This is a genomic window from Rhodococcus sp. SG20037, from assembly GCF_031763325.1.
GTDB classification, from domain to species: Bacteria; Actinomycetota; Actinomycetes; order Mycobacteriales; family Mycobacteriaceae; genus Rhodococcus_F; species Rhodococcus_F qingshengii.
The window spans coordinates 2,683,643-2,697,404 of record NZ_CP134497.1 but is presented as its reverse complement, the minus strand read 5'-3'; the positions used below and the strand labels follow the sequence as shown (position 1 = coordinate 2,697,404).

The following is a 13,762-nucleotide window of genomic DNA, read 5'->3' as shown; positions in this document are numbered from 1 at the left end:
CGACAACCTATCGATCAGCCCTGATCGATGTACGACTCGAGCTGATCGCGTTCGCTCTTGAGCTCGTCGATGCGGCTCTTCACCACGTCGCCGATACTGACGATGCCGAGGAGGTTGCCGTCCTCGATCACCGGCAGATGCCGGATTCGACGCTCGGTCATGATCGCGGCAATGCTGTCCACTGCGTCTGCCGGAACACACGTGTACATCAGAGCGGTCATGACCTCGGAAACCTGGATCCCGAGAAGGTCCGGGCCACGCTCGTGCAGGCGTCGAACGACATCGCGTTCGGAGATGATGCCGACCACCGCGTCGTCGTCGACCACCACCATGGCTCCGATGTTGTGGCGGGCAAGATCGCACAGCAGCCCGTTGACCGTCGTGTGGGCGTCGATCGTGACGATGCTGTTGCCCTTGTTTCGCAATATGTCCGCGATCCGCATCACGGCACCCCGATCCGTCGAGACTCTCGGCACGTCCTGCAACGATCGTATCGGCTAGCGAAGCGGAAAAACAGGACTGATCAGGCGATTCCCTGAGCTGCCTTCTCCGCAGCCTGAGCCTGGGCTACCTGAGAAGGTGTGAACCTGATGCACAGCGCCGCGATACCGGCGAACACGGCGCAGACCGCGCAGCCCACAAGTGCGAAGGTGTACCCCTCTCCGAGTGCGATCAATTGCGCCGGATTCATGTCCGCTGCCTTGCCCGAAGTGCCGCCGAGCGAGAGCGTCTTGGACGTCGCCATTGCACCGATCACCGACAGCGCCAATGGTCCACCGAGCGTCTGGGCAACTTGGGAGATTGCGGTCAGCGGGCCGATCTCGGTCTCCGGGACACCGGCGATCGCGCACAGTGGCAAGGGCACCATCGCGAGGCCGATACCGAATCCGATCCCGATCACGGGCACGAACAAGTTGGCCAGGTAGGTGGAGTCGGAATCGAGAGTAGAGCCGTAGAGGAGTCCGACGATCATGATCACGACGCCGGTGAGGACCAGCCAGCGGGGTTGAACCTTCACGGCGAGCTTGGAAGCAACCGACGCGGCGGCGCCCAATCCGAACGCGAACGGAATGAACGCGATACCGGCACGCAACGGCGAATACTGCATGATGTCCTGCACGAACAGTGCGACGAAGGCCGTCATGCTGAACATCGCGCCACCGACGAAGAAGATGGCGAGGAACGTCGCGACACGGTTGCGATCGGCGAACAACGAGAAGGGCAAGAGCGGGTTGTCCGCAGTTCGCTCGACAAAGAGGAAGGCGGCGAGGGCGACCAATCCGGCCGCCAATGCACCGATGACGGCGATGCTCCCCCATCCCATTTCCGGGCCTTCGGTGAGAGCAAAAACAACACCGGTACAACCGAGGGTCGCGAGGATCGCGCCCGGGACATCCAAAGCCAGACGCGTCTGATTCGTCTCGCGAAGGGCGCGGAACGCCATGCCGACGAGCGCGATGCCGATCGGGACGTTGATGAGGAAGATCAGACGCCACGACACCTCGGTCAATGCGCCGCCGATGATCAGACCGGCGATCGATCCGACGCCCGTCATGGCGGCAAAAATCGCGATGGCCTGATTACGAGCCGGACCCGCGGCGAAAGTCGTGGCAACAAGGGCGAAGGCAGTGGGCGACGCCACGGCTGCGCCGACACCTTGAAGCGCCCGCGCTGCGATCAACATGCCCTCGTTCAGGGCGAGACCACAGAGCAACGACGCCACCGTGAACAGCGAGACTCCCGCGATGAACATCTTCTTGCGCCCGTACGCGTCACCGAGGCGACCACCGAGGAGCATGAGCCCACCGAACGCAAGCGCGTACGAGGTCAACACCCAGTTGCGACCACTGTCGCTCAGCCCGAGGTCTGCCTGCAATGGCGCCAGCGCGAGGTTCGCGACGGTGCCGTCGAGCACCACCATCATCTGCAAACCACTCAGGACGATGATGGCGAGCCCGATGACTCGAGTCGCTACCGGGGCATTCGCCGAAGCGGTTTCAGATGTTGGGGAATCAGACACAAGACTTCACGTTACCCAGCGTCGACGGAAAAGCCCGCGACCGGCCCGATCACGATGATCGCCGGAGGCTTGATCTCCTCGTCCTTGACGCGCTGAGCAACGGTCGCCAGATCGGCCCGAAGTTCACGCTGGGTGCGCAGCGTACCCTCTTGGATGACGGTGACCGGCGTGGTTGCCGGGCGTCCACCGTCGACGAGTGCCTTCGCGAACTGATCGATGCGCTCGACCGCCATGAGCAGCACGATCGTGCCGCGCAACTTGGCCAGCGCCGACCAGTCGACCAGCGAATCCGGATGATCCGGAGCCACGTGCCCACTGACGACGACGAACTCGTGGGTGACGCCGCGGTGGGTGACCGGGATGCCTGCGGCCGACGGGACCGAGATCGCGCTCGTGATTCCGGGCACTACGGTCACCGGAACGCCGGCAGCGGCACACGCTTCGAGTTCTTCGTATCCCCGTCCGAAGACGTACGGGTCCCCGCCCTTGAGGCGGACCACGAACTTGCCTGCCTTCGCGTTGTCAATCAGCGCGGCGTTGATGGCCTCCTGAGCCATGGCACGGCCGTACGGGATCTTCGCGGCGTCGATCACCTCTACGTCCGGACCCAGTTCGGCGAGCAACTCCGGCGGAGCCAATCGGTCGGCCACGACGACGTCGGCGCGGGCGAGCAAACGGCGTCCGCGCACGGTGATCAGATCGGGATCACCGGGGCCACCACCGACGAGAGCAACACCCGCAGCGGCAGGCTCGGCCGTATCGGCGAGCACGCCCGACTGAAGACCTTCGACGACGGCGGTGCGGACTGCTGCCGAACGACGGTGATCGCCGCCCGCCAGAATTCCGATGCTCATACCGTCGTACTCGGCGCTGGCGGGAGTGACGGCGGTGCCGTGCTTCGCGTTGTCGGCGCGCACGCAGAAGATGTGGCGACGCTCCGCTTCGGCGACGATCGCCGCATTGGTTTCCGGCTCGTCGGTCGAGGCGATGGCGTACCACGCACCTTCGAGGTCGCCGTCGGCGTACGGGCGCTCTTCGACCGTGATCTGACCGGCAGTGGCCATACCTTCGACGGCTGGAGTGAACGCGCGACTGATGACGTGAACGCGGGCACCAGAGGCGACCAGCAGTCCGAGTCGGCGCTGAGCCACAGTGCCGCCACCGAACACGACCACGCGTCGATCGGTCAGGTTGAGGCCGACCAGGTAGTTGGTCTCGTCTGCGGTGGACTCGCTCACTCGCACTCCGTTTCGTTGTCAGAATTGGTCAAGCTGGAGGGAACTTTACGGGCCGCGGCCACGGTCACTCCATCCCTGGCAGTCTTGGCCAGCACAAGTCGGCCGCCCCCGGACGCAAGGATCGCAGCCGCTTCCGCGACGCTTGCCGTTCCGACGGCGTTCTCGACGCGAGGCGATGGTGACGGAACTTGAACTCGCGCAAGTACGTCCGGGGCGAAACTCACAATCGGGACGTTCAGTTCATGGGCCGCTGTCAGAAGAGCCGAAGACTCAGCTTTTGCCGCCACAGTGGCGAGTACCACGATCTTCCCTTGCGCCGCGGGCACAGCCTTCACCGCAGCGACGATGTCCTTCGCGGTGACACTCGTCGTGAATCCCACGCCGATACAGAGGTCATCCCCGTGCGGCATCGACGAACTTCGCGATCGATTCGGGCTGCCCCACCGGATGAGTGTGCAGATACGACGCGTGGACGCCACCGCGAACAAACCCTTCGTGGACACTGCCGCCGTCCCAGGGCCGCCACCCCCACGCACTTCCGCAACCGTCCGCGTCTGCCGAGACGAGAGACGTTCGGTGGAACTCGTGACCGGTGACGCGGGAGCCTGCGTCGAAGAGGCTGGAGTCGCTGATTGCGACTGCTTCGCGATACCCGAGGGTCAGGCGTTTCCCGAACGTCGCATCCACTCCGACCACACCGGCCATGCTGTGACCGTCCAAGCTGCGAGCGAGGTAGAGCAGACCGGCACACTCTGCATGGATCGGTGCACCGCCGTCCGCCAGATCGCGAACCTGCTGCAGCAGTACGGTATTGGCCGCAAGGTCTACCGCGTGTTCTTCCGGGAAGCCACCGGGAAGGACCAGAGCGGCAGTTCCCGCAGGAAGCTCGTCCCGCAACGGGTCGAACACCTGCACGTCCGCGCCGGCAGCAGTCAACAGCTCCCGGTGCTCGGCGTAGCCGAAGGTGAAGGCCGGGCCACCCGCCATGGCAACCACAGGCCGAGACTCTGCGTGTGCGCCGACCTCGGCAACCGGATCCCATACAGCTGCACTCACGTTCGAGGCGGCGAGTGCGCGAACAGCACCCAGATCGACGTGCGAGGCAATCAAGTCGGACATCGCGTCCACTGCGGCCACAGCGGCGGCGCCGTGCTCGGCCGCCGGAATCAGGCCGAGATGCCGGGAGGGAACTTCGAGTTCCGTCAACCGTGGCACACCCCCGAGCACTGCGACGCCGACCTTGTCGCACGCATGACGCAACACCTGCTCGTGACGAGCGCTCCCGACGCGATTGAGAATGACGCCGCCGATGCGCACACCTGCGTCGTAGGTCGCGAAGCCGTGGAGTACGGCGGCCAGACTCTGACTGTGCCCACGGGCGTCGATCACGAGCACTACCGGCGAACCGAGGATCGACGCGACCTGCGCCGTCGATCCCTCCGCCGACGGCTGCGAGTTTGCCTCGTCGATCTTCCCGTCGAACAGACCCATGACGCCTTCGACCACGGCGATGTCGCAACCAGCGGTTCCATGCCGGTAGAGCGGTCCGATGCGATCCGGGCCCACCAGAACAGTGTCGAGGTTGCGTCCGGGCCGCCCTGCCGCGAGTCCGTGATAACCCGGGTCGATGTAGTCCGGCCCCACCTTGAAGGGTGCAACGCTGCTACCGGACCGTCGCAGCGCGCCGATCAATCCCGTTGCCACCGTGGTCTTTCCGCTACCCGAGGCAGGAGCGGCGATCACCACGGCCGGAGTGGAAGGACTTACCATTCGATGCCCCGTTGGCCCTTTCGGCCGGCATCCATCGGGTGCTTGATCTTGGTCATCTCGGTCACGAGGTCGGCGGCATCGATCAACGCCTGCGGGGCGTCGCGTCCCGTGATGACAACGTGCTGGTTGCCCGGACGATCGCGCAGTGTCTGCACGACCTCGTCGACGTCGACCCAGCCCCACTTGAGCGGATAGGTGAACTCGTCGAGGACATAGAATCGATGTTCCTCGCTCGCAAGCCTTCTCGCGATCTCCTGCCAACCCTCCGCAGCGGCAGCAGCATGATCTTCCTCGCTACCGGCCTTGCGTGTCCATGACCAACCTTCGCCCATCTTGTGCCACTGCACCGGCCCACCGACGCCGGTTTCGTCGTGCAGGTTTCCGAGCGCGCGGAACGCGGCTTCCTCTCCGACCTTCCACTTGGCACTCTTCACGAACTGGAACACGCCGATGTCGAACCCCTGATTCCAGGCACGCAGCGCCATGCCGAAAGCGGCGGTGGACTTACCCTTTCCCGGGCCGGTGTGCACGGCAAGTACCGGCGCGTTACGACGCTGACGCGTGGTCAGACCGTCGTCGGGAACTGTCTCGGGAACACCCTTGGGCATCGTGAACTCCTGAGCTGGGATCTAGGCTGCGGCGCGGACGACACCCGCGACCTGCTGCGCTGACAATTCGGCGAGGCGGACGTATCCGCCACGTAGTTCTCGCGCCAACTCGGCCGCCAGCCCCAGACGCACGAGGCCGGTCTCGCAGTCGACGACGATGGACGCGACGGACGCGTCGGCGAGAAGATGCGCGGCGACGCGGGCGCGGTGCAGCGCGTCCTTGCCGCCGGTAGCCCGGCCGTCGGTGAGTGTGACGGCGAGGGCGCGACGCTGCGGGTCACGAAGTCGTTCACGCAGAACCACTTCGCGAGCACGCAGGAATCCCTCTGCGAGTGGGGATTTGCCGCCGGTACGCATCGACTGCAAGCGACGGACAGCGATGTCCACCGAAGATGTCGGCGGCAGTACGAGCTCCGCTTCACGACCACGGACAGTGATGACGGCGACCTTGTCGCGGCGCTGATAGGCGTCGCGGAGCAACGAGACAACCGCACCGGTGACCGCGGAGAGGCGGTCGCGTGCTGCCATCGACCCCGACGCGTCGACAACGAAGACGATCAGATTGCCTTCTCGCCCTTCACGTATCGCGCCGCGGAGGTCAGCCGGTGCCAGCCGCAACCGTCCAGCAGTGCGACCACGGGCAACTTGAGACTCGGCTGCGGCAAAGACCGTGCTCGTCAGATGCAATCCGTGCCCACGCTCCCGCGTGGACCGCACAACTCGTCCACGGGACGACATGGACCGCGAGCGTCGTCCCGGTGCACCTTCACCGACTCCCGGAACTTCGAGGAGCTTGGCCTTGAATTCGCCGGCCGGTGGCGCCGAGGGACGATCGGTGGCGCGTACTCCCCCACCAGGTCCGTCTGGGTCGTCCGGGCCGTCGTCATCAGGCCCGTCGTCGTCCGGCCCTTCGTCTCCGGGACCGCCGTCATCGGAGCCGCCATCTTCCGGGCCACGGTCTTCGGGATTCTCGGGAGGTTCGGGCTCTCCGTCGCGCGCGTCGTCCTCTACCTGCGACTGAGCATCCTGATCGGCCTGCTCGAGCGCATCGTCCAACTGCTGCTGATCCAAGCCGGGCTCGTCGAACGGATCGCGGCGGCGGCGATGCGGCAGCGTCAGTTCCGCCGCTACTCGTACGTCCTCCGCAGTGACTTCACTGTCGCCACGCCAGGCAGCGTGGGCCGTCGCGGTGCGCGCCAGCACCAAGTCCGCGCGCATACCGTCGACGTCGAACGACGCACACAGCGAGGCGATACGACGCAGTTCGCGGTTGCTCAGCTCGACCGAGTCCAATTTCTCACGCGCCGTGAGGATTTCGGACGCCAACTCCTCATCGGCGGATACGTACCGAGCGACAAATGCCTCGGGGTCACGCTCGTAGTCGAGTCGGCGACGCACCACTTCCATGCGAATGTCGACGTCGCGGGAAGCGGCGACGTCGACAGCCAGACCGAAACGGTCCAGAAGTTGCGGACGCAGTTCTCCCTCTTCGGGATTCATCGTGCCGACGAGTACGAACTTGGCCGGATGCGAATGGGAGATGCCGTCACGCTCGATGTGAACCCGGCCCATCGCCGCGGCGTCGAGAAGCACGTCGACCAGGTGGTCGTGAAGCAGATTCACCTCGTCGACGTACAGAACACCCTGGTGAGCAGCGGCGAGCAGTCCAGGTTGGAATGCGCGCTCACCGTCACGCAGAACCTTCTCCAAGTCGATCGAACCGATCACCCGGTCTTCGGTGGCGCCCACGGGCAGTTCGACCAAGCGGGCCGGTCGTCTCGTTCCGGCGTCGTCGACCGCGGGCAGCAGCGCAGTCAGCGCGCGCACGACCGTCGACTTGGCAGTTCCCTTCTCACCGCGGACCAGGACCCCGCCGATCCCTGGATGCACCGCACACAGGATCAGCGCCAATCGCAATTGATCCTGGCCGACCACAGCACTGAACGGGAAGCCCGCCACTGGTCGATCTTCTTCACTTCGCACGTCGATATCCCTCCACCTCTCGGTTTCCTCGCCGAGAATTTGGCTGCACTCGAATGTCGCGGCAACCTGGCTGAGATCTCCCGGTTTATCGGTAGAGGAGAGATCTTTCACAGTGGCGGGACCGCGCCTGGATCGAACAGGACTTCCCCGCGAACATTCGGTATCGAAAAAACCCTAGTCGGCTCGCTTTCCCACGAGCCGACCAGGGTCAATTCTCCGACAAACTAGCTGACGGCCACGAAAGGCTCTCCCCCACCACGACGCATCGGGGTGTGCGGGATGCCGTCTTCGATGAACTCTTCGCCGTCAGCCTTGAATCCGTGCTTGGCGTACATCTCGACCAAGTAGGTCTGGGCGTTGATCCGACACGGCGCTTCGCCGACCTCGGCCAGTGCGGCCTGCAGGAGGCGTGTCGTGTGGCCCTGGCCGCGAGCCTGACGCGACGTGCAGAGGCGTCCGATTCGGAAGCTCTTGTTTCCGTCGTCGTGCTCTTCGAGCAGCCGGAGCGTGCACACCACCTGGCCGTCCTGCTCGAGCCAGAAGTGGCGTGTTTCCGTCAGCAGGTCCCGCCCGTCCAACTCGGGATACGGGCAAGCCTGCTCGACGACAAAGACCTCCACTCGAAGCTTCAACAACTCGTAGAACGTCTTGTTGTCGAGATCGAGTGCCCACGAACGCTTCAAAGCTGCTGTTGCCGTCATGGGTTGGACTATCACACAGTCGCGGCGGTATCCGCGACCGGAGCCGATTCGGAAGCACCGGCGGAATCGAGCTCGAGAACCTTCGAGGACCAATCCCAGACCTGGTTGAACAGGCCTTCGTTGTCGGTGAGCTTGACGCCGATGGACGGAACCATCTCGCGGAGCTTGCCCTTCCAACCCTGGAACTCGGTCGGGAAGCAGCGCTCGAGTACGTCCAGCATCGCCGGGACGGCCGTGGACGCACCGGGCGAAGCACCGAGCAGACCGGCGATGGAACCGTCCTCAGCGGCGACCACAGCGGTACCGAATTCGAGGACACCACCCTTGCCCTTGGCACGGCGGATCACCTGGACGCGCTGGCCCGCGGTGATGAGTTCCCAGTCCTGGGCCTGCGCCTTGGGCGCGAACTCACGCAGATCCCAGATGCGACCGGCTTCGTTCTTGGCAAGCTCGCTGACCAGGTACTTGACGAGGCCGAGCTCGCTGACACCGACACCGAGCATCGAGAGGATGTTGTTCGGCTTGACCGAGCCGGGCAGGTCGGTGACGCGACCCTGCTTGAGGAACTTCGGCGACCAACCAGCGTAGGGACCGAACAGCAGACCCGGCTTGTTGCCGATGACACGGGTGTCCAGGTGAGGCACCGACATCGGCGGGGCGCCGACGGCAGCCTTGCCGTAGACCTTGGCGCTGTGCTGGTCGATGAGTTCGGGGTTGGTGCATCGCAGGAAGGCACCGCTGACCGGGAAGCCACCGAAGCCCTTGGCTTCCTTGATGCCGGACTTCTGCAGCAGGTGCAGGGCGCCGCCACCCGCGCCGACGAATACGAAACGCGAGCGAACGGTGCGCTTTTCACCGGTGCGACGGTTGGTGACCTTGACGGTCCAGGACTTGTCCGAGTTCTGGGTCAGGTTGGTGACCTCGTGGCCGAAGTACATCTTGCCGCCGGTCTTGCCGATGTAGCCGATGAGCTGCTTGGTGAGCGCTCCGAAATCGACGTCGGTGCCGTCCTGGCTCCAGTTCAGGGCGATGGGATCGGAGAAGTCGCGTCCCTTGGCCATGAGCGGCAAACGCTTGCTGAACTCGGCCGGATCGTCGATGTACTCCATACCGCGGAAGAGCGTGTGGCCGGCAAGTGCGTCGTAACGAGCACGGAGGTACTTGGCGTTGGCCTCACCGTGAACGAAGCTCACGTGCGCGATGGGGTTGATGAATTCCTTGGGCTGTGTCAGGACGCCCTGCTCTACCGCGTGTGCCCAGAACTGGCGTGACACCTGGAACTGCTCGTTGACGTTGACGGCCTTCTTGATGTCGACCGTGCCGTCCGAGTTCTCAGGTGTGTAATTGAGCTCACACAGGGCTGAGTGACCGGTTCCCGCGTTGTTCCAGGGGTCGCTGCTCTCGGCTGCGACGGCATCGAGCCGCTCGAAGGTCGAGATCGACCAATCGGGCTGCAGCTGGCGCAGCAATGCACCCAGCGTGGCGCTCATGATGCCTGCGCCCACGAGCACTACATCCGTCTTCGTCTCTACCGCGTTCTGATTCGACACTGGAGAATCGACTTCCTTGTCATTAGCCGTGCGCGCATCCGCCTGCTGTGTTACGCCGAATAGGTTACCCGTGCGTACACGCGCGGTTCACCACCCCCAATTGTGCTCTACAACGCGCACTCGAAACGACGATTAGATTGTGATTTGTGACTACTTGGGTTCCAGACGTCCTCGGTGACGGATATCAGCAGCTGACGATCCCGCTCGGAACGGATCCGGACGGCGAAGGCGAGGTGGACGCAACACTGGTCCGCTACCAACCGCAGAAGGAGGCGGTGAAGACACACCGTGCCGTTTTGTACGTGCACGGCTTCACCGATTACTTCTTCCAGAAGCACCTCGCCGAGCACTTTGCCGAGCAGGGTTACGCCTTCTTCGCACTCGACCTGCGTAAGTGCGGCCGCTCCCTCAAACCGGGGCACACAGCTCATTACGTCTCCGACCTTGCGCTCTACGACGCCGAACTGAACGAAGCGCTGCGCATCGTCCGCAGCGAGACCGAGGGCAGCGAGGTGCTGCTCATGGCGCACTCCACCGGCGGTCTGATCGTTCCGCTCTGGCTGAACCGTTTGCAGCGCAAGCCCGGTGGCAGCGACGGCGCCGGAATCTGCGGGCTGGTACTCAACAGCCCCTGGTTCGACCTTCAGGGTCCCTCAGTGGTGCGCAACGTCGGTACTACGGCGATCGATGCGCTCGGACGGGTATCGGCGAAGACGGTGATCCCGGGAACTGGGCTACCGACTTACGGTTCCAGTCTTCATGTTTCGGCCAACGGCGTCTGGGATTACAACCTCGACTGGAAGCCACTGGCCGGCTGCCCCGTTACCTTCGGCTGGATGCGGGCCGTCCGAGCGGGTCACGCAAAACTTCACCGCGGCCTAGACATCGGAGTGCCCGCGCTGATTCTGCGCTCGAAGAAGTCGCAGTTCGCGAAGGCGTACAACCCGAGCGTCGACCTCGCCGATTCCGTGCTCGACGTCAAGCAGATCGCACGTTGGGCCGGTTGCCTCGGCGATCGCACCACCATCGTCCCGATCGACGGCGCCCGTCACGACGTGTTCCTTTCGACCGAGAAGCCCTTGGCCACAGCCTTTTCCGAACTCGACCTGTGGTTGGAGTGGCTCGACGGCCACCTCACCCCGGCCGCAGAAAGTTCGGCAAGCACAGCAAGCAACACACAGGAGATCGCGCAGTGACGCACTACGACCTTGCAATCATCGGCAGCGGATCCGGAAACTCGCTGCCCGACGAGCGGTTCGACGGCAAGAAGATCGCAATCCTCGAAGAGGGCACCTTCGGCGGAACGTGCCTCAATGTCGGGTGTATCCCGACCAAGATGTTCGTCTACGCCGCCGAGGTGGCACGAACCGTCACCACTGCCGAGAAGTACGGCGTCGACGCCACGCTCGACGGCGTTCGTTGGTCCGACATCGTCAAGCGCGTCTTCGGCCGCATCGATCCCATTTCTGCAGGTGGTGAGCGTTACCGCAGCGAAGACAGTCCCAACACCACCGTCTACCGCGGCCACGCCACGTTCACCGGCGACAAGACGATCGACACCGGAACCGGCGAGACGATCACCGCTGACCAGGTGGTCATCGCAGCCGGTTCGCGTCCGATCATCCCGGACGAGATCGCGTCGAGTGGTGTGAAGTACTACACCAACGAAGACATCATGCGACTGCCCGAACTTCCCGAGCACCTCGTGATCGTCGGCTCCGGATTCATCGCCACCGAGTTCGCACACGTGTTCTCCGCGTTGGGTTCTCGCGTGTCGATCATCGGTCGCAGCCAGCGACTGCTGCGGCACCTCGACGACGAGATCTCCGAGCGCTTCACCGAGTTGGCCGAACAGAAGTGGGACGTCCATCTGGGCTCCCCCCTCACGTCGGTACGCGGCGACGGCGACAACATCGCCGTCGAACTGGCAAACGGCACAGTCGTTTCCGGTGACGTTCTCCTCGTCGCGGTCGGTCGTCAGCCCAACGGCGATCTACTCGGTCTCGACAAGGCCGGCGTCGAACTCGACGACAAGGGCTCGATCGTGGTCGACGAATACCAACGCACCACCGCCGAGGGCGTATTCGCACTCGGTGACGTCTCGTCGCCGTACCAGCTCAAGCACGTCGCCAACCATGAAGCGCGCGTTGTTCAGCACAACCTGCTCCAGGACGCGTGGAAGGACACGTCCGAGCTTCGCAGCACCGATCACCGCTTCGTGCCGGCAGCCGTGTTCACCGACCCGCAGATCGCCGACGTCGGAATGACGGAGAAGCAGGCTCACGACGCCGGACTCGACATCACGGTCAAGGTGCAGGCTTACGGCGACGTCGCGTACGGCTGGGCGATGGAGGATCAGGAGGGCATCTGCAAGGTGATCGCCGAGCGCGGCACCGGACGCATCCTCGGTGCCCACGTCATGGGCACTCAGGCTCCGACCGTCATCCAGCCGCTCATTCAGGCGATGAGCTTCGGTTTGTCAGCGCAGGACATGGCGCGCGGCCAGTACTGGATCCACCCGGCCTTGGCCGAAGTGGTCGAGAACGCGCTGCTCGGCCTCGACATCTGAGCCCCGCAGCCCCAATGACGCCGAAAAGGCGGGCACTCCTCGCAATGGGAATGCCCGCCTTTTCGTCGGTCAGAGTTTCACCAGGGGCTGGTACGCAGCACGATCTCGGTTGCGAGTTCGGCCGGTGCCGACTTGACGACGTCGTCGACACCCGGAAGTTCCGTCACGCGGAAGTCGGAGTACACGAAACGACCGCTGGCGTCGGCGATGGCCCGACCTCCACTGCCCACGACTACGGTGGTCGGAACCTCGACCGGCGGTACGCCGGCAATATCGCTGGCCGACGGATGTCCACGGTCCACGGCGATCAAACTCGCGAAGCGGCCGAACTGACGTGCAGCCAACAGCCACGCGAGATCGGCGCCCTCCCGGTGACCGACGAGATTCACCCAGGCGATGTTCAACTCGTCCAGAAGTACCACTGCCGAGGTCTCGTCGAGATTCTCGATCGATTCCACCGCGACGGTCCGCAGATCCGAATGATGCAGTCGCTCACACACATCGTCGTACAAGTCGACGGGGTCGCCCTTGCCGGGAAGCAGGAGTACCGCATGCTTGCTGACCGGCCCGTCGATCCGAACGGTGCACGAACCGCTGCCCACCGCTACTCGAGTCAATTCCATGTCTGGAAACGGTACGCGATCCACACCGTGGAGGACCCTGGAGTCGACAGAAGTATGACCACTCATACATTCACGCGCCGCTACGCGCCCGAATTGTTCGCTCTGTACCGCCTCCACTCGGAGCGAAAGTGGCTTTCGGCGCATCTGAGGCGACGGACGTACCGTTCGCTCGAAAGTGGGGGTGGGCCGAACTCCAGTGGGGCGCGGCTCTAGGTACCGGACGGTTTGGGGAGCCTCGTCATTCCGTAGACGTGATCAGCGCGCACCGTGAGGATCTGTCGACGCTCTGCCACCATCGCTTCGCGGTACTCCTCCCAATCGGGATGCTCCTGGCCGCTGATGTCCCGGTACAGCTCGACCAGGGCGTCCGACACTTCGTCGTGAGGATCGGCCGCTGCGGGTGTCACCACAGCAAGTCCTTCGATCACGGCGTAGCTCCAGAAGTCGGGCGCGCTGACGTGGAGGGAAACCCGCGGATCACGGATCGCATTTTTACTCTTGGCGCGATCGGCTGTGATGGACACGGAAGCCGTCTTCGACTCGTCATCCCAGCGGTAAATGATGTTGGACAACTGTGGGCGGCCGTCACGCTTGACGGTTGCCAGCACACCTTGTTTTCCCTCGGCCACGAGTGCGAACAACGCGTCGTCGGTGTCTGTGTCATTGCTCATGTCTGCACCAACGACGCCGTGCGGCCGGT

13 protein-coding genes are annotated in these 13,762 nt (G+C 64.0%); 2 read left to right on the top strand and 11 right to left on the bottom strand.

Going from position 1 to position 13,762, the window contains the following annotated elements; all coding sequences use genetic code 11:
- Positions 1-14 precede the first annotated feature (14 nt).
- The 9 genes from RHP72_RS12535 to mqo all read right to left on the bottom strand — a co-directional run bounded on the left by RHP72_RS12535 (position 15) and on the right by mqo (position 9,870).
- Positions 15-443, bottom strand: a complete 429-nt coding sequence (locus RHP72_RS12535; protein ID WP_007735005.1) for a CBS domain-containing protein — start codon at positions 441-443, stop codon at positions 15-17.
- Positions 444-523: 80 nt separating this feature from the next.
- The gene (locus RHP72_RS12530; protein WP_050656470.1) at positions 524-2,020 is read right to left on the bottom strand and encodes an MFS transporter; all 1,497 of its coding nucleotides are present in this window, start codon (positions 2,018-2,020) and stop codon (positions 524-526) included.
- A gap of 11 nt (positions 2,021-2,031) precedes the next feature.
- On the bottom strand, positions 2,032-3,258 hold the full coding sequence (cobA, locus tag RHP72_RS12525; protein ID WP_007735001.1) for a uroporphyrinogen-III C-methyltransferase: 1,227 nt from the start codon (positions 3,256-3,258) through the stop codon (positions 2,032-2,034).
- The gene (locus tag RHP72_RS12520) at positions 3,255-3,638 is read right to left on the bottom strand and encodes a cobalamin biosynthesis protein (RefSeq protein WP_003942729.1); all 384 of its coding nucleotides are present in this window, start codon (positions 3,636-3,638) and stop codon (positions 3,255-3,257) included. Before RHP72_RS12520 ends, cobA begins: the two co-directional genes overlap by 4 nt.
- A 13-nt stretch (positions 3,639-3,651) precedes the next feature.
- A complete protein-coding gene (locus RHP72_RS12515; RefSeq protein ID WP_311094738.1) occupies positions 3,652-5,028 on the bottom strand; it encodes a cobyrinate a,c-diamide synthase in 1,377 nt (458 codons plus the stop codon).
- Positions 5,022-5,636 carry a cob(I)yrinic acid a,c-diamide adenosyltransferase gene (cobO, locus tag RHP72_RS12510; protein ID WP_003942784.1) on the bottom strand — a complete coding sequence of 205 codons (615 nt, stop codon included), beginning with the start codon at positions 5,634-5,636 and terminating at the stop codon, positions 5,022-5,024. Before cobO ends, RHP72_RS12515 begins: the two co-directional genes overlap by 7 nt.
- A gap of 21 nt (positions 5,637-5,657) precedes the next feature.
- Positions 5,658-7,619 carry a magnesium chelatase subunit D family protein gene (locus RHP72_RS12505; RefSeq protein ID WP_311094737.1) on the bottom strand — a complete coding sequence of 654 codons (1,962 nt, stop codon included), beginning with the start codon at positions 7,617-7,619 and terminating at the stop codon, positions 5,658-5,660.
- Positions 7,620-7,843: 224 nt separating this feature from the next.
- Entirely contained in the window at positions 7,844-8,320 is a 477-nt protein-coding gene (locus RHP72_RS12500) for a GNAT family N-acetyltransferase (RefSeq protein WP_003942808.1), read from the bottom strand.
- An 11-nt stretch (positions 8,321-8,331) separates the two neighbouring features.
- Positions 8,332-9,870: a malate dehydrogenase (quinone) gene (mqo, locus tag RHP72_RS12495; protein WP_003942820.1), complete on the bottom strand. Its 1,539-nt coding sequence runs from the start codon at positions 9,868-9,870 to the stop codon at positions 8,332-8,334.
- A 146-nt stretch (positions 9,871-10,016) separates the two neighbouring features.
- On the opposite strand from mqo, the gene RHP72_RS12490 reads away from it, so the two are divergent.
- Together RHP72_RS12490 and mtr are read left to right on the top strand one after the other, a co-directional pair.
- The gene (locus RHP72_RS12490) at positions 10,017-11,066 is read left to right on the top strand and encodes an alpha/beta hydrolase (RefSeq protein WP_003942674.1); all 1,050 of its coding nucleotides are present in this window, start codon (positions 10,017-10,019) and stop codon (positions 11,064-11,066) included.
- Positions 11,063-12,439, top strand: a complete 1,377-nt coding sequence (gene mtr, locus RHP72_RS12485; RefSeq protein ID WP_311094736.1) for a mycothione reductase — start codon at positions 11,063-11,065, stop codon at positions 12,437-12,439. The genes RHP72_RS12490 and mtr overlap by 4 nt, the downstream gene beginning before the upstream one ends.
- Before the next feature lie 77 nt (positions 12,440-12,516).
- Here mtr and RHP72_RS12480 read toward each other — a convergent pair whose 3' ends face one another.
- Both RHP72_RS12480 and RHP72_RS12475 read right to left on the bottom strand, forming a co-directional pair.
- Positions 12,517-13,062, bottom strand: a complete 546-nt coding sequence (locus RHP72_RS12480) for an alpha/beta fold hydrolase (protein ID WP_003942671.1) — start codon at positions 13,060-13,062, stop codon at positions 12,517-12,519.
- 209 nt (positions 13,063-13,271) lie between these two features.
- Complete coding sequence (locus tag RHP72_RS12475) at positions 13,272-13,733, bottom strand: PPOX class F420-dependent oxidoreductase (protein WP_073512279.1); 462 nt, start codon at positions 13,731-13,733, stop codon at positions 13,272-13,274.
- Positions 13,734-13,762 lie beyond the last annotated feature (29 nt).